Annotated in this window: 23 protein-coding genes; 9 read left to right on the plus strand and 14 right to left on the minus strand. The window is 66.5% G+C overall.

Translation table 11 applies throughout. The features are described 5' to 3' along the window. Positions 1–235: 235 nt before the first annotated feature. Entirely contained in the window at positions 236–1,099 is an 864-nt protein-coding gene (locus CXQ88_RS06310; protein ID WP_104043295.1) for an SDR family oxidoreductase, read from the minus strand. A 97-nt stretch (positions 1,100–1,196) separates the two neighbouring features. Here CXQ88_RS06310 and CXQ88_RS06315 point away from each other — a divergent pair, with 97 nt between their 5' ends. Together CXQ88_RS06315 and CXQ88_RS06320 are read left to right on the plus strand one after the other, a co-directional pair. Further along, positions 1,197–1,589 (plus strand): winged helix-turn-helix transcriptional regulator, encoded by a 393-nt coding sequence (locus CXQ88_RS06315; RefSeq protein ID WP_104043296.1) that lies wholly within the window; start codon positions 1,197–1,199, stop codon positions 1,587–1,589. Between the two features lie 230 nt (positions 1,590–1,819). Further along, the gene (locus CXQ88_RS06320) at positions 1,820–2,083 is read left to right on the plus strand and encodes a hypothetical protein (RefSeq protein WP_104043297.1); all 264 of its coding nucleotides are present in this window, start codon (positions 1,820–1,822) and stop codon (positions 2,081–2,083) included. Between the two features lie 47 nt (positions 2,084–2,130). Here the strand turns inward: CXQ88_RS06320 and CXQ88_RS06325 are convergent, their stop codons facing one another. Continuing rightward, positions 2,131–2,880 carry a 3-hydroxybutyrate dehydrogenase gene (locus CXQ88_RS06325; protein ID WP_104043400.1) on the minus strand — a complete coding sequence of 250 codons (750 nt, stop codon included), beginning with the start codon at positions 2,878–2,880 and terminating at the stop codon, positions 2,131–2,133. A gap of 128 nt (positions 2,881–3,008) precedes the next feature. On the opposite strand from CXQ88_RS06325, the gene CXQ88_RS06330 reads away from it, so the two are divergent. After that, a complete protein-coding gene (locus CXQ88_RS06330) occupies positions 3,009–3,923 on the plus strand; it encodes a LysR family transcriptional regulator (protein WP_104043298.1) in 915 nt (304 codons plus the stop codon). A gap of 1 nt (position 3,924) precedes the next feature. Here the strand turns inward: CXQ88_RS06330 and CXQ88_RS06335 are convergent, their stop codons facing one another. The 11 genes from CXQ88_RS06335 to CXQ88_RS06385 all read right to left on the minus strand — a co-directional run bounded on the left by CXQ88_RS06335 (position 3,925) and on the right by CXQ88_RS06385 (position 15,993). Next, a complete protein-coding gene (locus tag CXQ88_RS06335) occupies positions 3,925–4,833 on the minus strand; it encodes a spermidine synthase (protein WP_104043299.1) in 909 nt (302 codons plus the stop codon). 66 nt (positions 4,834–4,899) lie between these two features. Beyond that, on the minus strand, positions 4,900–6,432 hold the full coding sequence (gene rfaE2 / locus CXQ88_RS06340; protein ID WP_104043401.1) for a D-glycero-beta-D-manno-heptose 1-phosphate adenylyltransferase: 1,533 nt from the start codon (positions 6,430–6,432) through the stop codon (positions 4,900–4,902). 56 nt (positions 6,433–6,488) lie between these two features. Continuing rightward, positions 6,489–7,961, minus strand: coding sequence for an aldehyde dehydrogenase family protein (locus CXQ88_RS06345; RefSeq protein ID WP_104043300.1), 1,473 nt, complete (start codon positions 7,959–7,961; stop codon positions 6,489–6,491). 42 nt (positions 7,962–8,003) lie between these two features. After that, complete coding sequence (locus CXQ88_RS06350) at positions 8,004–8,705, minus strand: SDR family oxidoreductase (protein WP_104043301.1); 702 nt, start codon at positions 8,703–8,705, stop codon at positions 8,004–8,006. Positions 8,706–8,806: 101 nt separating this feature from the next. Beyond that, positions 8,807–10,270, minus strand: coding sequence for a PfkB family carbohydrate kinase (locus CXQ88_RS06355; RefSeq protein WP_104043302.1), 1,464 nt, complete (start codon positions 10,268–10,270; stop codon positions 8,807–8,809). After that, on the minus strand, positions 10,267–10,995 hold the full coding sequence (locus CXQ88_RS06360; RefSeq protein WP_104043303.1) for a D-sedoheptulose-7-phosphate isomerase: 729 nt from the start codon (positions 10,993–10,995) through the stop codon (positions 10,267–10,269). The genes CXQ88_RS06355 and CXQ88_RS06360 overlap by 4 nt, the downstream gene beginning before the upstream one ends. Further along, a complete protein-coding gene (locus tag CXQ88_RS06365; protein WP_104043304.1) occupies positions 10,992–12,245 on the minus strand; it encodes a glycosyltransferase in 1,254 nt (417 codons plus the stop codon). Before CXQ88_RS06365 ends, CXQ88_RS06360 begins: the two co-directional genes overlap by 4 nt. Continuing rightward, positions 12,242–13,276: a glycosyltransferase gene (locus CXQ88_RS06370; RefSeq protein WP_104043305.1), complete on the minus strand. Its 1,035-nt coding sequence runs from the start codon at positions 13,274–13,276 to the stop codon at positions 12,242–12,244. Before CXQ88_RS06370 ends, CXQ88_RS06365 begins: the two co-directional genes overlap by 4 nt. Further along, entirely contained in the window at positions 13,273–14,361 is a 1,089-nt protein-coding gene (locus CXQ88_RS06375) for a glycosyltransferase family 9 protein (RefSeq protein ID WP_104043306.1), read from the minus strand. Before CXQ88_RS06375 ends, CXQ88_RS06370 begins: the two co-directional genes overlap by 4 nt. Further along, entirely contained in the window at positions 14,361–14,897 is a 537-nt protein-coding gene (locus CXQ88_RS06380) for a D-glycero-alpha-D-manno-heptose-1,7-bisphosphate 7-phosphatase (protein WP_104043307.1), read from the minus strand. Before CXQ88_RS06380 ends, CXQ88_RS06375 begins: the two co-directional genes overlap by 1 nt. Positions 14,898–15,063: 166 nt before the next feature. Beyond that, positions 15,064–15,993, minus strand: coding sequence for a sigma-70 family RNA polymerase sigma factor (locus tag CXQ88_RS06385; RefSeq protein WP_104043308.1), 930 nt, complete (start codon positions 15,991–15,993; stop codon positions 15,064–15,066). A gap of 146 nt (positions 15,994–16,139) precedes the next feature. Between CXQ88_RS06385 and CXQ88_RS06390 the strand changes: the two genes are divergently transcribed. Then, a complete protein-coding gene (locus CXQ88_RS06390; RefSeq protein WP_104043309.1) occupies positions 16,140–17,195 on the plus strand; it encodes an NAD-dependent epimerase/dehydratase family protein in 1,056 nt (351 codons plus the stop codon). A gap of 63 nt (positions 17,196–17,258) precedes the next feature. Here the strand turns inward: CXQ88_RS06390 and CXQ88_RS06395 are convergent, their stop codons facing one another. After that, on the minus strand, positions 17,259–17,780 hold the full coding sequence (locus CXQ88_RS06395; protein ID WP_104043310.1) for a hypothetical protein: 522 nt from the start codon (positions 17,778–17,780) through the stop codon (positions 17,259–17,261). A gap of 211 nt (positions 17,781–17,991) precedes the next feature. Between CXQ88_RS06395 and CXQ88_RS06400 the strand changes: the two genes are divergently transcribed. The 5 genes from CXQ88_RS06400 to CXQ88_RS06420 all read left to right on the plus strand — a co-directional run bounded on the left by CXQ88_RS06400 (position 17,992) and on the right by CXQ88_RS06420 (position 21,997). Continuing rightward, positions 17,992–18,966, plus strand: a complete 975-nt coding sequence (locus tag CXQ88_RS06400; protein ID WP_104043311.1) for a hypothetical protein — start codon at positions 17,992–17,994, stop codon at positions 18,964–18,966. Further along, positions 18,966–19,397, plus strand: a complete 432-nt coding sequence (locus CXQ88_RS06405) for a phage holin family protein (protein WP_104043312.1) — start codon at positions 18,966–18,968, stop codon at positions 19,395–19,397. Before CXQ88_RS06400 ends, CXQ88_RS06405 begins: the two co-directional genes overlap by 1 nt. Continuing rightward, the gene (locus CXQ88_RS06410) at positions 19,394–20,089 is read left to right on the plus strand and encodes a DUF3618 domain-containing protein (RefSeq protein ID WP_104043313.1); all 696 of its coding nucleotides are present in this window, start codon (positions 19,394–19,396) and stop codon (positions 20,087–20,089) included. Before CXQ88_RS06405 ends, CXQ88_RS06410 begins: the two co-directional genes overlap by 4 nt. A gap of 111 nt (positions 20,090–20,200) precedes the next feature. Next, positions 20,201–21,385 carry a YihY/virulence factor BrkB family protein gene (locus CXQ88_RS06415; protein ID WP_104043314.1) on the plus strand — a complete coding sequence of 395 codons (1,185 nt, stop codon included), beginning with the start codon at positions 20,201–20,203 and terminating at the stop codon, positions 21,383–21,385. A 354-nt stretch (positions 21,386–21,739) separates the two neighbouring features. Then, positions 21,740–21,997, plus strand: coding sequence for a hypothetical protein (locus CXQ88_RS06420; protein ID WP_104043315.1), 258 nt, complete (start codon positions 21,740–21,742; stop codon positions 21,995–21,997). Positions 21,998–22,092: the final 95 nt, after the last annotated feature.

Raw genomic sequence — 22,092 nt, forward strand, 5'->3', positions numbered from 1 at the left:
AACGCGGCCGGGCAGTTGGTGCAAGTTCGGCACGCCAGTGGTTTGCCCGGTCAGTCCGCCGGATCTCAGCCGTGGAGGCAACAGGCGGGGCGCTGATGATTGGACTTGGCAGCTCCCTGGCGGTCACGGGCACCAAGTCCTGGCTGCCCGGCCGGGGAGGCCGGGCAGCCAGGCTCGTGTACGGCCGCAGCTATGGAGTGGCGGCGGCTACGCGGCAGCTACTTCGCGGCAACAGCTACGCAGTGGCAGCGGCCGAACGGACCGCTTCCGCCAGCGAAGTGGCCGGCCGTCCAATCAGCTTGCGCAGGTCGCCGGAGCTCACCAGGAGGTCGCCGCGGGCAATCCCCAGGTCGGAGTCGGCGAGGATTTCCGCGAACGCCTCGGGCACACCAAAGCCGGCCAGCATTCCGGCGTATTCCTGCGCCGGGAGGTCCTGATAGGTGATGTGTTGGCCGGCCGCGGCGCTGATCTCGGCCGCAAGCTCCGCCATGGTGAACGGTTCATCGCCGCCCAGTTCATAGATCCGGCCGGCCTGGCCGTCGGCAACCAGCACTGCGGCTGCCGCGTGGGCATAGTCCGCGCGGGACGCTGCGCTGACCCGGCCCTCCCCGGCGCTGCCTGCGATGGCACCCTGCGCCAGCGTGCCGGGCAGCTGATCGGTGTAGTTCTCCAGGTACCAGCCGTTGCGCAACAGGACGAAAGGAACGCCGGCTTCCTGCAGGATAGCCTCCGTGGCCTGGTGCTCGGCGGCGAGCTTCATCCCGGTGGTATCCGCGTTGGCGATGCTGGTGTACGCGACCAGCTCAGCACCCTCCTCCTTCGCCGCCTCAATGACGGTACGGTGCTGCTCCACCCGCTGGCCCACCTCGCTGCCGGAGATGAGGAGTACTTTGGCGGCGCCCTTCAAGGCTGCCGCTACGGAGGCTGCATCCGCGTAGTCCATGCTCCTGACCTGGACGCCGCGCTCCGCCAAATCTGCGATCTTTTCGACGGAACGGCCCGCGGCCACGATGTCCTGCGCTGGAACGTTGCGCTCCAGCAGGGCCTCGACGACGTGGCGGCCCAGCTGGCCGGTTGCTCCGGTGATGACGATGCTCATGTTTTTCCTTCCGTTCGGTGTCTGTCAGGGAGCACAACCGCAGCGTTTCCGAAATACTTCCCGAAGGAGAGTACGCACTTTCAGGTAAGGTACTGACATGAAAGTTAGTGCCGATACCCGGACGGGTCACGCAGCACCGCTTCCGGTTGCCCTTGCCGACGGCGTTTTCCCGGCCGGGTGCCCCAGCCGCACCGTCCTGGACCACATCACCAGCAAGTGGGGAGTCCTGATCCTGCTGGCCCTGTCCGAGGGCGAGCAGCGCTGGAGCGATTTGCGGCGCCGGGCCGAAGGCATCAGCGAGAAGATGCTTGCCCAGACCCTCAAGACCCTTGAGCGCGACGGCCTTGTCACTCGGACAGCCCAGCCCGTCATTCCGCCGCGGGTGGATTACAGACTCACCGAACGCGGGTACGAACTGAGCGCACTCCTGGTGCCCCTTGTGGCCTGGGCGTTCGAGAACGCCGACGACATCGTCAACGGCCAGCGCTGAACAGCAGTCGGAGCGGACCGTAAGACCAGGCCGAGCAGGTACCAGCCGCGAGCAAGTAGGGGCGCTACGAAAAAGCGAGTACCTGTTACTGGTGTGACTGTTGTGAATTGCGCCTACCTTAGGAGTAAGGTGCCAGCCGGAATTGGAGGGCCGTCCTCACGCTGGGAGCGTTCCGGTTAACCTGCACCGCCAGGCAGCGGCTGAAGGCCGCGCGCAAGGAGTTGGTACGCATGGTCAAAGCAGTTGTCCAGGACCTGTCCAGTATGGGCCGGCCTGTCAGCCTGACCTCGGTCGCGGCCCGGTTGTGGAGCGGGGCATGGAGGATCTTCACCCCGCAGTCCCCTTACAGGATCGGCGACGCCGTAGTGGGCGACGATCCCTTTAAGGGCCGCCGCGAGGGAGTGGTGGTTTTCCTGCAGGGGACATCCGCGGGTGTGGATACCGCCCAGGGAGTCTTCTTCTACGATCACCGGCAGCTCCAAAAGCTGGACTAGCCGCTGGTGCGGCCAATTCAGCTGGCGAGGGTTGCAGGCGGGCGCAGCTAGCGGGCGGACCAGCCGCCGTCCATGGTGTAGCTGGCGCCTGTCACCATGCCGGCCTGGTCCGAGGCCAGCCAGGCAACGAGTGACGCGACTTCCTCGGGCTCCACCAGCCGTTTGATCGCGGACTCGGTGAGCATAACCTTGGCCAGCACCTCGGACTCAGGGATGCCGTGCACCTGGGCCTGGTCCGCGAGCTGCTTCTCCACCAGGGGCGTGCGCACATACCCCGGATTGATGCAGTTGGACGTGACACCGTGGTCACCGCCTTCGAGCGCGGTGACCTTGCTGAGCCCTTCCAGGCCGTGCTTGGCCGAGACGTAGGCGCTCTTGAACGGTGAGGCCCTGATCCCGTGCACCGAGGACAGGTTGATGATGCGGCCGAACCCATTGGTGTACATGTGCGGCAAGGCAGCCCTGATCAGCAGGAACGGTGCCTCCAGCATCAGGGCGATAATCCGGCGGAATTCCACCGGATCGAAATCCTCGATGGGGCTGATGCGCTGTATTCCGGCGTTGTTCACCAGGATGTCGCAGTCCAGGGTCAGGGTAGCAAGCGAGTGCACGTCCAGCAGGTCAACGGTCCAGGCGGTGCCGCCCACCTCGTCTGCGAGCGCGGCGGCGCCGGACGAGTCGACGTCGGCCACCACCACTTTCGCTCCCCGTGCCGCCAGTTCCCGGACGCATGCGGCGCCGATTCCGCTGGCACCGCCAGTAACCAGGGCCTTACGTCCGTTCAAAGTGTTTTCCATAGCAAGCTCCTTGGTGTCCACGATGACACGTGCCGTGATCGCAGCAATGATGGCTTCACTGAGTATTACTGCACAGACATGCCCATACAATGACTAATCCAGCACTACGTGCGTGCAGAATTGCAGATATGAAAGCCAACCCGGATGACTTGCTGGTACTCCTTGCGGTTTCCCGCTCCGCAAAATTTACGACGGCGGCCCAGGCGTTGGGACTCAACCACACCACCGTTTCACGGCGGATAGCAGCCTTGGAGAAGGCACTTGGGGGAAGGGTCCTGGCGCGCGCCACCGGAGGCTGGGAGCTGACGGAGCTTGGTGCCCAGGCTGTGCAGGTCGCCGAGAAGGTGGAAGCTGTGATGGGCACGCTGGGAGCCGCCGGGCAGGCACCCGACCCGATTACCGGCGTCGTCCGCATGACGGCGACCGACGGGTTCAGCGCCTATATCGCCGCGCCCGCCGTGGCGCGGCTGCGCCGCGACCACCCGGGGCTGTGCGTGGAGGTGGTGACCATGACCCGGCGGGCACTGCAGCAGCGCTCGGGCCTGGACATCGAAGTGGTGGTGGGCGAACCGCAGGTGCACCGGGCCGAGGCCGTGCGGCTGGGCGAATACATGCTGGGGATGTACGCATCGCGCGCCTACCTGGACGAGCACGGGACCCCCACTACCGTGACCGAACTAAACGAACACCCGCTGGTCTATTTCGTGGATTCGATGCTGCAGGTGGATGACCTGGACGCGCCGCGCCGGCTGGTGCCCGCGATGCGCGACGGACTCACCTCCACCAACGTCTTCGTCCATGTGGAGGCGACCCGCGCCGGAGCCGGGATCGGTTTCCTGCCCTGCTTCATGGGCGACCTGCACAACGACCTGGTCCGGCTGCTGCCGTCCGAGATCGCCGAACTGCTGCCGTATTGGATGGTGCTGCGGCCGGACTCGCTGCGGCGTCCCGCAGTGGCGGCCGTTGTGCACGCGCTGCGGGAACAGATGGCCGAGCACCGGGAGTGGCTGCTGGGCCGGGGAAAAAAGGATTCGGTGGGGTGAACTACTCAGCAGGCGGGTCGTAGCGCACCGGTGATCCTGCTGCAAAGGCACGCACCCGGGTGTCGTCCCACAGGTGCGCGGGGACTGCGCCGCCCAGGAGCCGGCGGGCCAGCTTCGGGTCCTCAGCGAACGGAGTATCGCTGCCGGCCATCACCATGTTTCCGTAGCGGCGGCCTTTGAGCATGGCGGGGTCGGCGATGATCACGGTGTGCCTGAAGGCGGCCGCGATGGTGGCGGCGTCCTCGCGGGCGTTTTTGAGGTCCGGTGCGTCACCGGAGTTCATCACGTAAAGACCGCCAGGCGCCAGGACGCTCTTGACGTGCTGGTTGAACTCCGCCGTGGTCAGCGGGCGCGGGGTCAGTGCACCGGCGAAAACGTCCCGGATGATGAAGTCCCGGGTCTCGGCAGTCAGCGTTTCTGTGACCTCGCGGGCCTCCCCCACCCGCAGGCGCAGCAGCGGCGCCTTGGGCAGGTCGAACCAGCCGCGCACGTATTCGGCCAGCTTGCCGTCCAACTCCACCACCACCTGCCGGGCGTCCGGATAAACAGCGTGGAAGTAGCGGGCCAGGGAGCAGGCGCCACCACCGAGATGCAGGCCGCGGAGCTTGGGCTTGTTTCCCGCAGTGCCCGACGGCGGCCAGCGCGACTCGATGAGCGCGGCCATCCAGCGCATGTACTCGAAGTCCAGGAACAGCGGATCCGCGAGGTCGATGTGGGAACTCATCACACCGTTGATCTTCAGGAGCCAGCCGGTTGAGTTGTCCTGGTCCGCGATCAGCTCGCAGTCCCCGGTGTCGATGTAATAGACGCCTTCAACAGGTCCGCTGAGCCGGGCTCCGGGCGGGACCTCCACCACTCCCGCCACCGGGCGCAGGCTGTTCCGGCCACCTGACCTTCCGCGTTTTGCCATTACCCGTGCCACGCTTCAGTCATGCTTCAACCCTAATTGGTATCAGCAGCCCCTATCGCTCCTCACTTAGTTGGTGGGCACTGCCCCTTCGCCTTCCCGGATCCGCTTCACCACGGCAGTGGTGGACCGTTCCGCCACGTAGTCCAGGATGGCCACCCGGCCGCCGTATTCCTCCACAGCCGGTGTCTCGGCGAGCATTTCCGGCGAGTAGTCCCCACCCTTGGCATAGACCTCGGGCCGGAGCTGCGTGATGAGCGGGGCCGCGGTGGGAGTGTCAAAGACCGTCACGTAATCCACGCAGCTCAGCGCCGCCACCACCGCGGCACGGTCCGCCACCCCGTTGATGGGCCGGCCGGAGCCCTTGAGCTTGCGCACGGAGTCGTCGCTGTTCAGCGCCACCACCAGGACGTCCCCCAGCTGTTTTGCCTGGTTTAGGTAGCGGGTGTGGCCGCTGTGCAGCACGTCGAAGCAGCCGTTGGTCAGCACTATGCGCTGGCCCTGGGACCGGTGCAGTTCCAACTGCCGTTGCAGTTCGTCAGCACCCAGCGCCGTGTCAGCAAAGGCCTTGAGGTACCGGCTCAGCTGGCCTGTGCTGCAGACGGATGTGCCCGGCTGGTGCACCACCACGTCCGCGGCCGACTGCGCAAGGTCCAGGCTCGCCGTCAACGGCAGCCCGGCGGAGCGCGCCAGCGTCAACGCCGCCACGAACGTGTCGCCGGCACCGGAAGCCTGCTTTTCGGCGGCCGGGCGTGCCCACGTACGGTGCGTCACGCCGTCGGGCCTCAACAGCACGGTGCCGTCACGGTCCAGCGTGACCACCACAGCCCCTGCCCCCGTAAGTTCCAGCAGGGCATCCGCGTGCCTGCTGACCTCGGCAGCCCTGTCCTGCCCGTCGGGAAGCCGCAGGTCAAGCATTCGCGCTGTTTCCTGCGCGTTCGGGGTCACCAGGTCCGGGCGGAGCGGCGCCCAGGGCCGGGGATCGTGGGAGTCCACCACCAGCAGGGGACGGCTATCGCCGGAAACCTGGCCGGCGAGCGCGTCCACCAGGGATGCACGCACGGGATCCGCCAGCACGCCGTTGGCGTAATCGCAGACGAGCACCGCGTCCCGCTGTTCGACGGCGGCACGCACCGAAGCGGCCAGTGCCGCCAGCGCCTCGGCCGGCACCGTCTTGGCAGAGTCATCGATGCGAAGCATCACCTGCCCGCCGCTGCTGATCCGGATCTTGGTGGTGGTCACCATGTCCGGGTGGCTGTGCAGGTGGCTGACGTCGATGCCTGCAGCCACGAGTTGGCTTCGCAGGTCCACGCCGGCGTCGTCGGTTCCGATGATGCCTGCCACGGAAACCCGGGCCCCGAGGGCGGCCAGGTTCATGGCGGTATTGGCAGCCCCGCCCGGAACAGATTCGCGCGTATGCACATCCACCACAGGGGCGGGGGCTTCCCGGCAGAGCCGTTCGATGCTGCCGCTCCACCAACCGTCCAGCATCAGGTCGCCGATCACGAGGACCGCCGGCTCCTCCGCCGCCAAACGCCCTGGCAGCCACTCGGACAGGGCCCGCTGGCTGGAAAGATCCACGTCGGCGGGTTCCACGGGCATGTTGCCTGGCAGGTCGGCGGGCATGTTGTCGGGTGACAAGTTGTCAGGTGACAAGCTCATGACTGGTCCCGCTGTTCATCATCGGAGTGTTCAGCTGCTGAGTCCTCATCCGCGGCTTCAGGTGCCGCAGCCGGCGGCGCCGAGATGTGCACCACTTTCACCCTGCTGAACTCGTCCAGGAGTTCCGGGCCGTACCCGAAGCCGGCACCGCTTTCGCCGCGCGGCTGCGCAGCACCGCCGGGCGCACCTCCGAAGACCGCGTTGATCTTGACGGTCCCGACGGGGAGGGCGGCAACGGCCTGCTGGATGTGGGCGATGTTGCCGCTAAGGACGGTCGCGGCCAGGCCGTACCTGCCGCTGGAGGCGAGGCGGAGGCCGTCGTCGAACGATTTCACTACCTGGACTGGCGCGACCGGCCCAAAGGTTTCCTCCGTCATCACCCGCATCCGGTCCGTGCACTCAAGCAGCACCGTGGCCGGGTAGAAAGAACCAGGTCCGTCCGGAAGGGCACCGCCTTCCACTGCGTGCGCGCCCTGGTTCAACGCGTCGCTCACCTGCGCGTGGACCTCATCCCGCATCCGGAGGTCCACGAGCGGGGCCACGGTCCCGCTGTTGTTGCGAAGGGCCGCTTCAGCTTCGAGGGCCTTGCAGAACTCGGCCGCAATATCCTCGTGGACATAAATGCGCTCAACGGCCACACAGATCTGGCCGCTGTTGCTGAAGGACCCGATCGCCGCCTGTTCAGCCGCCCACAGCGGGTCGACGTCACGGTCCACGAGCAGCGGATCGTTACCGCCGTTTTCCCGAATGACATGCGCACCCGTCAGAGCCCCAGCCCCGGCAATCCGGGCGCCGGCTGCGCTGGAACCGACATGCGCGATGACGTCCACCTCTGACTGGGCCAGAAGTGCACCGACACCGGCACCACCGGAAAGCGTCTGGAATACACCGGGCGGAAACGCGGGTGCCAGGACTTCACCCAATGCCTCGCCCAGCCGCGGGCACCGTTCGCTCGGCTTGTGCACCACGGTATTGCCGGTGGCCAGCGCGGCACCGATCAAGCCGCAGGCCACCGCAACCGGGTCATTCCACGGGGTCAACAGGACAGCCACGCCCCGGGGCTCAGCCACTGTGTAGTCGGAGGCGAGCCGGTTACCGCGGAGGCTGTGGCCGCGGTGGACGGGCCCCAGCTCCGCGTACTGTTCGAGGGTGGAGACCCCCGCGCCGATGCCGGCGAGCGATTCCTCCACTGGCCGGCCCGTTTCGCTGGCGTTGAGTTCCGCGAGCTCCTGGGCTGCCGCAGCGAGCGCTTTAGCCGCGGCACGGACTGCCGCACCCCGCTCGGCCGGCGCAGTAGAGGCCCAATCCGACGCAGCGCTTCGGGCCACCTCTACTGCGTGGGACACCGCCTCCGGTTCTGACTCCGGCACCGTCCAAAGGACATCACCTGTTCGGGGGTTCCGGATGGTGATGCCGCTGCTGTCAGCGGTTTCCGGGCGTGCAGTGGTTTCTGTGGCAATGCTGGGCATGAAGTTCCTCCCGTCGGTTCCGGCGTGGGTCGTTGTGCTGGTTTAGGGCCAGGAGCCCTCTTCCTCGTGGCAGATCAGCATTTCGCGGACCTCACAGCCGGTGGGCTGGTTCAACGCGAACAGGATGGCCTGTGCCGTGTTGGCGGGGTCGTTGAGCCGCGAATCGTCCTGCGGCTTGTACTGCTCGGTGCGGTCGTCGAAGAAGCGCGTCTTCATTCCGCCCGGGATAATGGTGGTCACGCCGATTTCGCCGCCGGTTTCAGCCGCCAGCGCGTGGCTGAAGCCCACTACGCCGAACTTTGAGGCGCAATACGCGGTGGCATCAGCCACGGCACGCTTGCCGAGCGTGGAGGCGATGGTCACCACCCTGCCGTGCGAGGTCTTCAGGTAAGGCAGGGCTGCACGCACAACAGAAACCGTGCCCATCAGGTTGACCCCGATGACTTTTTCCCATTCGGCGGCTTCGACGTCGGCCAGCTTGCCGCAGCGGTCAATGCCGGCCGCGGTGACCACGGCTTCGAGCCCGCCGAGTGATTCGGCCGCTTCCTTCACGGCGGCCTCGACGGCAAGCCGGTCTGCGACGTCCACTTCGAAAGCTTTCACGGCAGACACGTTGCTGATATCGCGGTCCAGCACCACAGGCGTGCCGCCAGCTTTCAGGACAGCGTCGACGACGGCGGCCCCCAGCCCGGAGGCTCCTCCGGTCACGAGCACACGGCCGGGTGAATTTGAATCTGCAGTCATGGTGTTCCTTTCAATGGGGAGTACAAAACTTAGGCACGGCGGTCAGCTCCCTGGCGGGCCAGCCACCGTTGTCAGCTGTCGGGTTTAGCTGACGTGGCGGTTCAGCTGACCTTGGCGAGTGCATCGGCCAGGCCGGTGGTTGAACGGGCAGGGTGGTACGGCACGGTGAGGCAGCGTCCGCCCCAGCTCTCCACGAGGCCGGCCTCCGGCAGGCTGGCGCCCTTGTAGTCGCCGCCTTTGACCCAGATGTCGGGACGCAGGCGTTCAAGGGCCGCCTCGGGAGTGTCTTCGTCGAAGACCATCACGGCGTCCACGCATTCCATGGCGAGGAGCAGTTCGGCCCTGTCGTGCTGGCCGATGATTGGGCGCTCCGGACCCTTCAACCGCCGCACGGAGTCGTCTGAGTTAAGGCAGACAATCAGGCAGTCGCCCAGCTCCCGGGCGGCGGCCAGGGACCGGACGTGCCCGGCGTGCAGCAGGTCGAAGCAACCGCCGGTGGCCACCACCTTGCCGCCGTTTTCGCGCACCGCGCGGGCAAGCAGCAGGGGGTCGTTGACGCGCGGCTTTGACTGCCTACGCTCCCCGTCGGTGTCGGGAATGGCGGAAACTCCGCCGTTGGCGAGGAAGTCTGCGGCGTCATGGACTGCGAGTTCCGCGGCTTCGACAAGGTCCCGGCCCGCCAGAAGATGGACGGCGAGGCTGGCTGCGAGCCGGTCCCCGGCTCCGCAGGGATCACCCGCTTCCACCCGCGGCGCGGGAATGGCCTGGGGGCTCTGGTCCCGCCGGCAGAGGACAGCGCCCTGTTCGCCCTTGGTGACCAGGACAGCCTGGCTGCCCCACTCCTCCAGCAATGCCCCGCCAACTTCGGCCGCGGGATCCCCGCCGGCATGCTTCCCGGCAGCGGAATCCCGGGCAGCCGAAACTCCCGGGGCCGCTTCCGCCCGGTCCTGCGGCACGGCAGACTTCCCGGAGCCAGCGTCTCTCCGGCCCTGCGCCTGCACGGCCTTTTGGGCCTCAGCCAGGTTGGGCGTCACGACGGCGACTCCCGGCACCGGATCCGGCCCGGCGGGATGCGGGTCCCACACGATGGGCACTTGACCCGCAAGCCGGGCCAGGAGCCGCCGCAGCTCCGGGTTCGCGGCCAGTCCCCGGCCGTAGTCGGCGACAATAATCACGCCTGCCTTCTCCACCTCGCGAAGCATGGCCGGACTGACCTCAGGGACGGGTGCCTTCTCGCAACCCTGGTCGAAACGGACCACCGGATGCGAACCGGCGCGGACGCGGGTCTTGACCGGCGAAGGATGACCGCTGGGGCCTGCCACGAGCCGCACCGCGGCGAGATGCGCTTCAAGCTGCCGGCCCGCGTCGTCATCGCCCAGGACCGTTACCAACGTCACGGGCCAGTTGTCCTCGGCAAGCATCCTGGCCACCAGCCCGGCTCCGCCGGCACGGCGCTTGATGCCGGAGACATCCACCACGGGCACTGGTGCGTCGGGGCTCAGCCGGGTGGCTTCGCCGGAGAGGTCCACGTCCAGCATCACATCGCCCACTACTACGATCCTCATGCCCGGCCACCCCGCTGCTGCAGGCCCTGGTTCTGGAGACTCCAGGCGTCGGTGGAACTGTGCCGGGCCACTTCCAGGTCAAAGGCTCGGCAGATCGCGTGCAGGGCGATGAGGTGGCCTTCCTGGGCGTTGGCGTTGAGGGCGTCAATCATCACAGCCTGGTCGGAGGCATCGGCCAGCGGATTGGGCCCGGCTCCGGTGAGCGCCCACGTGGTCACATTCAAGCGTGAGGCAACCTCGGCTGCCCGCAGCAGGTTGGGACTTTTGCCGCTGGTGGACAGGAGAATCAGCACGTCGCCGGACCGGCCGTGCGCCCGCACCTGGCGGGCGAAGACGTCATCGTAGCCGTAATCATTGGCGATGGCGGTCACCGCTGAGGACTCCGCGTGGAGGGAAATCGCCGAGAACGGAACCCGCTCGCCGTCGAACCTGCCCACGAGCTCCGCCGTGAGGTGCTGGGCTTCGGCGGCTGAACCGCCGTTGCCGGCGGCGAGCAGGCGCTGCCCGCGGAGCAGGCGCTGGGCCAGTTCCACGCCCCAGGCCGCAAGCCGGCCGGACTGGCTCCTCAGCGAGTCGAGCGCAGGGATCACGTTGTCGAGGTGAACGCGGACCGCTTCCGCACTGTCCGGGTCCACAAAGGCGGCACCCGGAAGCACAGCGGGCGATGCCCCAGGTGTTGCCAGAGTTTGCAGGTCAGCCTCACGCAGGGACGAATCCGCAGTCATAGTGCCGCTCCTTCCATTGGGACAACGCCGGCGGCAGCGCCGGCCACCGCCAGCTGATAGGCCTTTTCGGTTTCGGCCGCCACCCGGTCCCAGGAGTACCGGGTGCGGGCGCGCTTCTTGCCTGCGGTGCCAAGCTCAGCGCGCAGCGTGGGGTTCTCAAGCAGCACGGCGAGCGCGGATGCGATGGCCTCCGGGTCCCGCGGCGGCACGTGCAGGCCGGTTCCGTGGTCGACCACTGTGTCCCGCAGGCCGCCCACTGCGGCAGCAACTACGGGTACGCCGCAGGCCATAGCCTCCAGCGGGACGATGCCGAAAGGTTCGTACCAGGGCGCGCACACCACGGCGTCGGCGCTGCGGAAAATCCCGGGCATCTCGCCGCGGGAAACCTGTCCCTGCAGGCTCACCTGGTCCGAAACGCCCAGTTCCGCTGCAAGGTCCATCAGGCGGCGCACTTCGGGGGCGGCATCGAGCGCGCCCGAGTCTGCGCCGCCGCCCACAATCAGGAGTTCGACGTGGTCGAAGCCCGCCGCGCGCAGGTACGGGAGCGCCCGGATCACCAGGTCCACACCCTTGCGCGGCACCAGGCGGCCCACCGAGAGAATGCGGTGGGTGCGCTTCCTGGCGGCGACGGGACCCTCAGCGGAAAAGAAGCCGAGGTCCACGCCGCAGGGGGCAATGGAAATCTTGCCCGTGTTGATTCCCATGGCCTTGAGTTCGAAGACCTCATCCGAGCAGGTAGCGACGATCCGGTCGGCCGAGCGTCCCACACCGGGTTCCAGCCAGCGGCGCTCCAGCGGGCTGGTGTCCTCTGCGCCCTGGTGCCGCCGCTTGACGGTACCGAGAGCGTGGAAGGTCTGAATGACCGGCACCCGGTAGCCCTGATCGGGCCGCCGCGCGGCGTCCAGGGCGGCAAGGCCGGACATCCAGAAGTGCCCGTGCACCACGTCCGGCGGCCGCTGGCTCCAGTCCGTGGCCACGCCGTCGGCAAGTTCTCCCATGTAGGGCAGCAGTTCGTCCTTGGGAACATGGCACGCCGGGCCGGCGTCCACATGGACCACTTCGAGGCGGCTCCCCACCCGGACCCTCGCCGGAAGCTCCGTTGCATCCCTTCGCGTATAGACAGTCACGTGGTGGCCCCGCTTGGCCAGGGCTTCGGACAGCGCGGCAACGTGCACGTTCTGCCCGCCGGCATCCACCCCGCCCAACGCCGCCAGCGGACTGGCGTGCTCGGAAATCATGGAGATCTTCATGGGGTCTTCCTCTCTCCCGCCGGAACAAGGATCTTCTCGTCCCAGCGTCGGTTGTCAGAGTGCCGGGGCCGGCCGCCCAGGTCCGCCAGGAGCTCATCCCAGCGGTCCTGGAACTTGCCCAGGCCGTAACGTTCCAGCACCGCCTCGCGGGCGGCAACGCCCCGCCGTCGGGCTTCATCCGGATCGGCGACGAGCCGCCGCGCGCAGCGGAGCAGCTCATCGACATCGGCGGAAACGGCGCCGGCCTCCGGCGGCACCGCCCGCGGCGCTTCGGTTGCCGCCAGCACAACCACCGGCATCCCCAGGTGCATGGCCTCCAGCAGGGACAATCCCAGTGAGGTCCAGCGCATGGGGTGCACATAGACGCGGCAGCGGGCCAGTTCACGGTGCAACTGCCGGGTCTTCAGGTCACCGCGTACCGTCAGCCGGGACTCATCAATCCCCGCGGCAGCGGCCAGGCCGTCCGTCTTCATGCCGAAGACCTGCAGCGGTGCCACGGACGCGAAGGCGGGCAGCAGATCGGTACCGGTAACGCGGCCGCGTCGGATGGGCTCGTTCACCACTACGCCCAGTTCCGGCAGTTCCCCGGTGTAGAGCTGGCCCGGGTCCGGGATTCCGTGTTCGATCACCAGGCTGCGGGCGGAGCCGTTGTCCCAGGCGAGCTTGTTGAAGTGGGTTACGTGCACCAGGGGGATGCGGTCCTGGTCCGCGAGCGGGTGCCGGGCGAAAGGAAAGTCGACCTTGGGGGTGTTGTGTTCCAGGTACACGGCGGGCAGGTCAACGCCAGGCCTGCGGCCCAGCAGCCGGGCAACTTCGTCAATTTCCTCGGGGCGTTGCAGGACGACGGCGTCCACGGCGTCGGCGTCCAGCGTTGCCAGGTCCACCTCCCGCACTGACGCGGGCCAGTCCCTGCCCGCACGGCCAAGACCCCACGCACCGCCTTCGGGCAGGACGGGAAGGAGGTACTCATGACGGCCGCGGACGAAGGCGTCCGTCCAGGAACCGTGGACGTGCCAGAGCAGGATTTTCATCTGTTGCGGGCCTTTCTACGGGTGCTGACGTGGGTGCTGAAGGAGCTGACTCCGCCGATCAGGCGTTCAACGGCCGCCACCACTTCCTCAGGCGAAACGGAGTCAAGGCAGGGGTGGCCGGGAACGGGGCAGACACGGGCACGGGTCATTCTGCAGGCGGCGTTCTGGTCGCCGAGCAGTTCCAGCGACACCCCGTACGGCGCCCATCGGATGGCGGGGACGACGGGGGAAAAGAGGCACGCAACGGGTGTGCCCACGGCTGCCGCGAGGTGTGCGGGGCCCGTGTTTCCGGTAACCACGGCGTCCGCCCCCGCCATGACTCCCGCCAGGGTATGGAGGTCTGTGCGCCCGCCAAGGTCCAGGGCGGATGGCCCCGCGACGGTGGCGGTCAGCGAAGTCTCCCCGGGACCACCGGTCACCACAACACGGTAGCCCGCGCCCTGGAGGAGTTCGACGGCGGCCGCGTGGTGCAGCGGCGGCCAGGCCCTGGCGGGAACGGCGGCTCCGGGGTGGACCACCACGTAGGGGTCTTCACCCACCAGGTCGCGGACATCCGGGACGGACTTAAGGCGGAGTTTTCCGTCGTCGCCTTGCGGGAGGCGGAATCCTCCTGCCTCAGCGATGCCCAGCGCGCGTTCCGCCTCAGGCTGGTCCTCCGGGAAGTCTTCGCCCGGCTTAAGCCGTACATCAAGCAGGGACCCTGCGTAGTCGGTGGAGGCTCCGCTGATTCGTTCGACGCCGGCCAGCCTGAGAAGCAGGGCAAGCGGCAGGGGCGACTGGTGGAAGGAAGTGAGGATGACGGCTTCGGTGATCCTGGAGTTCCGGACGTATTCGATGAGCCTGTCAGCGTGCGGGCCGGTCATCTTTGGCGCGGGATTCATGATCCACGGGCTGTCCCAGCTGTAGACCTCCGCGGCGCCCGGCAGCATGCCTGCCGCAGCCTCACCCTGCCTTCCGCAGAGCATCACCACGTGGTTCGGCCGGCTGCCGTCCGGAAACCGTCCGTTGGCCACGGCCCGTACGGCGGGTCCGGCCAGGAGAACGTCACCCATGCTGTCCAGGCGTGCCACCAGGACGCGGCCCATCAGGGCCGCCCCGACAGCAGCGAGACGGCCTCGGCCAGGTTGCGGGCCACCAGCTGGGCCTCTGCCACTTCCTCGGCACGGGTCACCGGCGTCGGCACCAGGACGCCGGTTGCTCCGGCCGCTTCGGCGGCACGAACGTCAGCCCCGATGTCGCCGATGAGCGCCGCCTCCGATTCCTGGATGCCGAGCTTGCGGCAGGCACTGTGAACCATTCCCGGCTCAGGCTTGCGGCAGGCGCAGCCGTCCTGCTCGGAATGCGGGCACACCTCCCACACATCAAAGGGGCCGAGCAGTTCCTCAACCCGGGCGTTGACGTCCGCCACATTGGCCGCGGTGATCAGGCCGCGGGCAATGCCGGACTGGTTGCTGATGACTCCAGTTGCTATTCCGTCGGCGCGGAGTGCATCAAGGACTGCCTTGGCGCCAGGCATTGGTGCGACCAGGCCGGGGTCCCCGTTGTAGGGCACATCGACAACCAGGGTCCCGTCCCGGTCGAACAGGACAGCGCGGAGCTTGGAGGTTACGGAGCTTCCCATACCGTCACTGTTCCCCACTGCTGCTGCTCCTAAACAGGGGCTGCTGGTTTTCTCGCCTTTCAGCTGGGTGAGGTGTTGGCCGCTTGAACAGCCAAGATAGGGCTGCTCACGCTGTCTCCCGCCGTCCAGTGCCAGCTCCCGCGCGGGGTAGGCGGGCGTTGCCGGGCTAGCTGCTGCTGGCCCGCGAGCTGCTTGGAAGGGCAGAAACCTTGCCGGAAACTCCGGGCGCGGGCGTCCGGCGGGTTGGCCGCCCGGACGCCGTGGAACCGCTCGCGCGCTCCTGTTCCACACGGACGCCGTCTCCCTGGGTACTGCTCAGGAGCCTGCGCTGGAGTTCGACGAGTACCCGGGCCAGCCGCCGCGAAACCTGCATCTGCGACATCCCCAGCCGCTTCCCCAACTGGACCTGGGTTTCCTCGCAAAAATAGCGGCGGTAAAGCAGTTCCCTGTCCGCTGGGTCCAGATCCTGCATCGCCTCCCGGAGGCAGGCGAGGTCCTCCAGCCGCTCCAAGGGTGTCTCAGGGCAGGCGAGCAGGTCGCCGATGGAAGGCGCGTCACTGTGGGGGTTGGCCGCGTCCAGGGAGTCCGGGTGCATGCTGCTGGAAGCTGAGATCGCTTCCTGGACGTCTGAGGGATCTGTCCCCAACTCGGTGGCCAGTTCGTCCACGCTGGGATTCCGGCCCAATGACTGCACCAGCTCCGGTTCCACCCGGAACATCCTGGTGCGGAGGTCCTGGATGTGCCGCGGCGGCCGGACCACCCACGTGCGGTCACGCAGGTATCGCTTCAACTCCCCCGCGATGGTTGGAGCTGCGTAAGCGGGGAAGCTCTCCCCCTTGGACTGGTCGAAACCGCGGGCGGCCTTGACCAGGCCAAGATAGGCAACCTGGTTCAGGTCTGCCCGTTCCCGGCCCCGGGCTTCGAAGCGGGCGGCCAAGGCCTCGGCCAGGTCCAGATAGCTCAGGACCAGGTCATTTTCGAAGGTCTCCCGCAGCCGCCCTGCCTTGGCGGCGGAGCGGTTGTCCTGCGGGGTCTCCGGGCACAGCTCCGGGACAGGTGTCAGGTCCACGGCGGGCGCGGCAAAAGATTCGGGCATTGTCGTTGGTTCCCTCGGTCAGGTTCCGAAAGCCTGCGGCAAGACTTAGCCATAGGAAATCATAAGGTTGCTTATAAAACAATCCTTGGCGGCATTAGGCTCGGCAGGTAAGACGAACCGCACACCCATGCCAAGGAGTCTTTGCCATGCACATCGCCGTTATCGGAGCCAGTGGAAACGCCGGGACAGCACTGCTGCGGAACCTGCAGGGTCAGCTGTCCGGGAAGCCGGGAAGCCTGCAACTGACGGGGATCAGCAGGCGCCTGCCTGACACCTCGCGGGCGCCCTACGCAGGCGTTGAGTGGCACACGCTCGATGTTGGGTTGGAACGCGACCGCCCAAAGCTGGAATCGACTTTGGCAGGAGTGGACTCGGTTGTCCACCTGGCCTGGCAGATCCAACCGAACCGGGACCTGGACCAGCTGTACCGGACCAACGTCACCGGAACGGCAAATGTCCTCGAAGCCGCGCGGAAGGCCGGCGTCAAACAGATCGTCTGCGCCTCATCGATCGGCGCCTACAGCAAGGCCCCCAAGGACCGGCGCACGGATGAGTCCTGGCCGGCGCAGGGCATGGCGGGCTCGCATTACAGCCGGCACAAGGCGGCGCAGGAAAAACTCCTGGACGAGTTTGCGGCAGCTGAGCCAGGTATTGCCGTCGCAAGGCTCCGGCCCGGGCTTATCTTCCAGCGCGACGCCGGGAGCGAGATCGGCAGGTATTTCCTGGGGCCGGTGATTCCCCGGCTTCTGGCAAAGAGGCCCTGGCTTCCGCTGCTCCCCGCTCCGGACAACCTGATTTTCCAGGCAATCCATGCGGACGATGTTGCCGAAGCCTACTGGCGGGTCATCGACCAGAGGGCCTCCGGAGCCTTTAATGTCGCGGCCGAGCCGGTGCTCACACCCCAGGAACTTGCCCGGATCGTTCAGGCCCGAAGAATCCTCCCCATCCCCATGGGCCTGCTCCACAAGGCAGTGGGCCTGGCCTGGCGCCTCCGGCTGATACCCACCGACTCCGGCTGGGTGGAGATGGCGGCGGGAGTCCCGGTTATGGACACCGGCCGGGCCCGCCGGATCCTGGGCTGGGAAGCGAAGACATCGTCAGTAGCGGCAGTTCTTGATGTCCTGGACGGCATAGGAACGGGGGAAGGAGTTACTCCTTCCCCCGCCCTGGAACCGAGGCGCGGCAACCCGCTTAAGGGCTAGCTGCCATGCTGCCCGTCGGCTAGTGCCGTTCGGCCTGGAGCCTGATTGCCGTCCCGCCTGCGGCTAGATGCCGGAACGTGGATTTTCGCGATCCACGTGCGAGCCGCCCTGGCCAGGATTGGCGCCGTCGTTGCTGCGTTCATCGCGGGCTCCATCACGGGCTGCGCCGCTGCGGGCATTGTCGGCAGCGTCGCGGGCAGCATTGGCGGAGTTCGTGGCGCCGCGGTCGGCGCCATCGCGGCTGCGGCCATCCTGGTCCCCCTTGACGTCAGGGTCCAGTTCGTCCGCTTTCCGCGTCCGTTCGCTCACGTCATCGCGGAGCGTCTTGGCCTCTGTGGCCTGCTGGTCTGCCTGCTGACGCAGCCGGGCAGCTTCAACCTGCGCCTGCTCGGCGTCCGCCCTGGCGCGTGTCGCTTTCGCTTCGCGCTCCCGGGCATCGAGTTCCCTGTCCTCGGCCTCACGGCGGATTTCGGCAGCCTTCTCGCGATGCGCATCGTCCCGCTTTTGCTGTATAGCCTTTCGGCGGCGTCCCGTTGCGAGCACCAGCAGCACAATCAGCACCACCACAACTACGGCGACTAACACCCAAACCCATGGAGCTATTTCCAAATTACCCACCACTTCCACTTCGATGTGACCGGGCCGGCGGAAGCCATTCCGGCTGACATTTTTGGAACTGTTTACAACTCGCTTAGCAAGCGTACTTACCTTTTATTAGTAATCATGCTTATTATTTTAGGGCCAGTATCGCTGGTTCTTGATCAACAACCGGCCTTCTTGGAAAGAGAGAGCGAAGATGACAGAGAACCAATGGCCCGAGGATCCCGCTTACACGGCTCCGCCGGCCTCTACAGGAATCCCGGGCGAGCGAAGCGCCACCACTTTCCCGTCCGCCGCCACTCCACCATATGGAGATGCCCCCATCGGTGATACCTCCGGGTCATCCCGAAAGGACGCAGCGAAGGAAGAAGCAGCAGATGTAGCACGCACCGCGAAGGGCTCCGCGCAAAATGTTGCCCAGACTGCAAAGGAAGAAGCAGTCCACGTCGCTTCAGAGGCTAAGTCCACTGCCCAGGACCTGCTGTCCCAGGCGAAGTCAGGGCTTTCCAGCCAGGCCGGCACCCAGCAGCAGAAGGCCGCTGAAGGCATCCGGACCATCTCCAGCCAGCTGCAGAACATGGCAGACGCCCCAGACCAGCAGGGCGTCGCCAGCGATCTGATCCGCCAGGCTGCCCAGCGCAGCGAATCGGTAGCTTCCTGGCTCGAGAACAAGCAGCCAGGTGATCTGCTCGGCGAAGTCCAGCGGTTCGCCCGCAACAAGCCCGGCACATTCCTCCTGCTCGCCGCAGGCGCCGGCGTCCTTGCGGGCCGCCTTACCCGCGGCCTCACCGCAGGCAGCACCGCAACCTCATCCACCTCCGGTAATGCCGGCACTGCAGGACTTGCGGGCCAGTACTCCGGCAGCCCGTACGGCGACCAGTACACCGAGGGATACAGCCCCGCCGGCGGAACAGTCCCGCCTCCCCCGGTCCAGCTCCCCGGCCCGGCCACCACCACTGCGGGTTACGACGGCGGCGCTCCCGGCGCGGGGTACCCGGGCGCTGCGCGTCCTGCCAGCCCGCTGGACAGCCCCCAGCTGGTCGAAGAGCCATGGTCCGGCAACCAGATCGCCGATGACCCACTTGGCGACCGCAGGCTTGCCGATGATCCGTTGGCGGACGATCCCCTCACCCGGGACCGCCGCACGGACGGCCAGTCAGGCAGGTTCTGATGAGTAGTACTATTCCGGAGCCTGCTCCGAGTGAAGCGCATGTGAAGGCGGACAACGCGTCCCTGGGTGAGTTGCTCGGTGATGTCACCCGCGACCTGTCCACCCTGATGCGCCAGGAAGTCGAACTGGCCAAGGCCGAAGCGAAGCAGTCCGCCACCAAGGCAGGCAAAGGCGGCGGCATGCTCGCCGGCGCCGGCGTCGCCGGGCACTTCGTCCTGCTGTTCCTGTCCCTGGCACTCATGTTCGCCCTCGGCGCGCTGATGCCGCTGGGCTGGGCCGCCGTGATCGTCGCCGTGATCTGGGGCATCATCGCCGCGGTCCTGGCCTCAATGGGCCGCAAGGAACTCAAACAGATCAAAGGCATTCCCCAGACCAGCGAGACACTCTCCGAAATTCCCCCAACCCTAAAACCAGGTGAGGTAAACCGATGAGCGATAACCCGGATGCAATCCGTCAGGACATTGAAGAAACCCGTGCACGCCTGGGCACCAACGTGGACGCGGTTGCCGACAAAGTCACCCCCTCCAACATCGTCCACCGCCAAACCGACAAGGTGAAAGACGCTGTCGTCGGGGTGAAGGAGAAAATCATGGGAGCAGCAGACTCAGCCAGCAGCACCGTCCAGGACAAGGCCCACGCAGCGGCTTCGACCGTCCAGGGCAAGGTCCATTCCGGCGCCGGCCACACCGGGGACGCGATGCACAGCACCGGCGATTCCCTGCACGGGGCCAAGGACAACGTCGCCGCCAGACTCAGTGACGCCGGGACCGCGATCTCGCACGCACCGGACCAGGTCAAAGCCAAAACCCAGGGCAACCCCTTGGCCGCCGGCCTGATCGCGTTCGGCGCCGGGATGCTCGTCTCGTCCCTGATCCCGGCCAGCCAGAAGGAACGCGAAGCCGCCCAGCAGCTTAAAACCGCCGCCGAGCCCCTCGCCACCCAGGTCACCGACGCCGCCAAGGACATGGTCCAGGACTTGAAGGAACCGGCCCAGGAAGCCATGGAAAGCGTCAAGGCCACCGCCGCTGACGCCGCCCAGAACGTCAAGGCCGAAGGCCAAGGTGCCGTCACCGACGTCAAAGACCGCGCCACCGACGCCAAAACCAACGTCCAGAACACCTAGGGACGCGACGCAACGCGGCACCCCAAGGCACAATCACCACCTGACAGGCCGGCCCCGCAGTCCCGCGGTGCCGGCCTGTCAGTTTTCGCACCCTTATCGAGAGGACGCCCCATGGCCACTCATGACTCTTCCGAGACCAGTACCGCCAAGGCGGGCCAGGCACCGGATCCAAATGACTCCCGGAAACCGGACAGCCCGAAGGACCTGGACAAGCCGAACTGGAAGTACATCCTCAAGAAGACACTCCGCGAGTTCAGCAAGGACCAGTGCCCGGACCTCGCCGCTTCCCTGACCTATTACGCTGTACTGTCGCTGTTCCCGGCCATACTTGCGCTCGTTTCGCTGATCGGAATTTTCGGGGACCCGCAAAAAACCACCGATGCGCTCCTGCAAATCGTGAGCGGCTTCGTCCCGGCCGAGACTGTGGGCACGATTGGCGGAGTGGTGCAAGACCTGGCCAACGCGCCGGCTGCAGGATTCACCCTGGTCATCGGCCTAGCTACCGCTCTGTGGTCTGCTTCCGGCTACGTCGGCGCTTTCGGCCGGGCAATGAACCGGGTCTACGAGGTGGATGAGGGCCGCCCCTTCGCGAAACTTCGTGGCACCATGCTGGTGGTCACGCTCTTGTCGGTTGTCATCATCGCAATCCTCGCCGGCATGTTGGTGCTCAGCGGCCCGGTGGCCGAAGCTATCGGCGGCCTGATCGGGCTCAGCGGTGTTTTCCTCGCCATCTGGGATATTGCAAAATGGCCCGTGATGGTTGGCCTCATCATCGTCATCATCGCTGTTCTCTACTACGCCACGCCCAACGTTAAGCAGCCCAAGTTCAAGTGGATGAGCCTCGGTTCGGGCATTGCCCTGTTCGTCTTCCTGCTGGCATCCCTGGGCTTCGGTTTTTACGTGGGCAACTTCGGAAACTACAACAAGACGTACGGCGCCCTGGGCGGCGTCATCGTGATGCTGCTGTGGCTGTGGATCCTGAACATGTCCCTGCTCTTTGGCGCTGAGTTCGACGCGGAAATGGAACGGGGCCGCCAGCTCCAGGCTGGCATCAAGGCCGAAGAAACCATCCAGCTGCCGCCACGTGACACCAAGAAGAGCGAGAAGCTGCAGAAACAGGAGGACGAGGACATCCGGCACGGACGGGAACTGCGTGAGAAGTACAGCGCGGAGAACGGCGAGGACGGTGACTCTAACCAGAACGGTGGCGAGGACCAGAATGACGGCCAGCCAACGCAACCGCATCGCGACCGGGTACGGGACAAGCTGCGTGACCGCGGCACCAACCCGGAGTAGACATTCGGGGACCGCGGAGGCGGCGTCCGGCAGGCGGTAGCCGTTGTTTCCGGGGACTAGGCAGGACCTTCAAGATAGGGGAAAATTGTCTTGGAGGTCCTGTTTGGGTTTCCCGGGTCAGCAAGGTGGCCCGGGGCAAAGGCGGGGTCGGCGGTGAGATGGCCTCTTCTGAGACCGAGGCCAGTCCCCCCAGTCGCCGTCGGCCCCCTCGAATCCAGTGAGGTGCCCGGCCCAACTGGACAAAGTGAGCCTCACTGCCATACCTTCATGATTATTCTGCTTGGCTCCCCCGGGAGCCGGCAGGTCCGCTGAAGCAGATACGGCGGCAACACGGTCGACCCCGAATGAGCAAACATGCCTGCTACCCATTTTGAACAATTTATTGCCGAAGCAGTCGTCGCGGACAGGGAACCGGGACTGGGCCTCGGACGAGACGAGCTCTACGGGCTCTACACCAGTTGGTGCCTTCTCCAGAAAGCCCCGCTTCAGGCTCCGGAAGCCCTCTGGGACGCACTGCAGGCACAGGGAATCGACCCGGACAGCAACAACTTGTCCATGACTGGCCCCACCGCCGCTGACTACATCGTGGCCAGCGCGCCGGACCTGGTCTGACGTTCTTCCAAGCCTTTTGAAGCTGCCTGTGGCTGGTTAGCATGGAGCATGGCCGGCGCATTACCGTCCGCCGGTCGCCAGCCGAAGGGAGAATC

This window comes from Arthrobacter sp. ZGTC412 (assembly GCF_002929215.1).
Taxonomy (GTDB): domain Bacteria; phylum Actinomycetota; class Actinomycetes; order Actinomycetales; family Micrococcaceae; genus Arthrobacter.

Coding starts and splice junctions, on each gene's coding strand:
- CXQ88_RS06330 (WP_104043298.1), top strand. CDS start 3,009: ATGAAAGCCAACCCGGATGACTTGCTGGTACTCCTTGCGGTTTCCCGC.
- CXQ88_RS06375 (WP_104043306.1), bottom strand. CDS start 14,361: ATGGGCCGCGTCCTGGTGGCACGCCTGGACAGCATGGGTGACGTTCTC.
- CXQ88_RS06420 (WP_104043315.1), top strand. CDS start 21,740: ATGCCTGCTACCCATTTTGAACAATTTATTGCCGAAGCAGTCGTCGCG.
- CXQ88_RS06355 (WP_104043302.1), bottom strand. CDS start 10,270: ATGAGGATCGTAGTAGTGGGCGATGTGATGCTGGACGTGGACCTCTCC.
- CXQ88_RS06315 (WP_104043296.1), top strand. CDS start 1,197: ATGAAAGTTAGTGCCGATACCCGGACGGGTCACGCAGCACCGCTTCCG.
- CXQ88_RS06405 (WP_104043312.1), top strand. CDS start 18,966: ATGAGTAGTACTATTCCGGAGCCTGCTCCGAGTGAAGCGCATGTGAAG.
- CXQ88_RS06350 (WP_104043301.1), bottom strand. CDS start 8,705: ATGACTGCAGATTCAAATTCACCCGGCCGTGTGCTCGTGACCGGAGGA.
- CXQ88_RS06380 (WP_104043307.1), bottom strand. CDS start 14,897: ATGGGAAGCTCCGTAACCTCCAAGCTCCGCGCTGTCCTGTTCGACCGG.
- CXQ88_RS06400 (WP_104043311.1), top strand. CDS start 17,992: ATGACAGAGAACCAATGGCCCGAGGATCCCGCTTACACGGCTCCGCCG.
- CXQ88_RS06310 (WP_104043295.1), bottom strand. CDS start 1,099: ATGAGCATCGTCATCACCGGAGCAACCGGCCAGCTGGGCCGCCACGTC.
- CXQ88_RS06360 (WP_104043303.1), bottom strand. CDS start 10,995: ATGACTGCGGATTCGTCCCTGCGTGAGGCTGACCTGCAAACTCTGGCA.
- CXQ88_RS06335 (WP_104043299.1), bottom strand. CDS start 4,833: ATGGCAAAACGCGGAAGGTCAGGTGGCCGGAACAGCCTGCGCCCGGTG.
- CXQ88_RS06415 (WP_104043314.1), top strand. CDS start 20,201: ATGGCCACTCATGACTCTTCCGAGACCAGTACCGCCAAGGCGGGCCAG.
- CXQ88_RS06385 (WP_104043308.1), bottom strand. CDS start 15,993: ATGCCCGAATCTTTTGCCGCGCCCGCCGTGGACCTGACACCTGTCCCG.
- CXQ88_RS06370 (WP_104043305.1), bottom strand. CDS start 13,276: ATGAAAATCCTGCTCTGGCACGTCCACGGTTCCTGGACGGACGCCTTC.
- CXQ88_RS06325 (WP_104043400.1), bottom strand. CDS start 2,880: ATGGAAAACACTTTGAACGGACGTAAGGCCCTGGTTACTGGCGGTGCC.
- CXQ88_RS06390 (WP_104043309.1), top strand. CDS start 16,140: ATGCACATCGCCGTTATCGGAGCCAGTGGAAACGCCGGGACAGCACTG.
- CXQ88_RS06410 (WP_104043313.1), top strand. CDS start 19,394: ATGAGCGATAACCCGGATGCAATCCGTCAGGACATTGAAGAAACCCGT.
- CXQ88_RS06365 (WP_104043304.1), bottom strand. CDS start 12,245: ATGAAGATCTCCATGATTTCCGAGCACGCCAGTCCGCTGGCGGCGTTG.
- CXQ88_RS06320 (WP_104043297.1), top strand. CDS start 1,820: ATGGTCAAAGCAGTTGTCCAGGACCTGTCCAGTATGGGCCGGCCTGTC.
- rfaE2 (WP_104043401.1), bottom strand. CDS start 6,432: ATGCCCGTGGAACCCGCCGACGTGGATCTTTCCAGCCAGCGGGCCCTG.
- CXQ88_RS06345 (WP_104043300.1), bottom strand. CDS start 7,961: ATGCCCAGCATTGCCACAGAAACCACTGCACGCCCGGAAACCGCTGAC.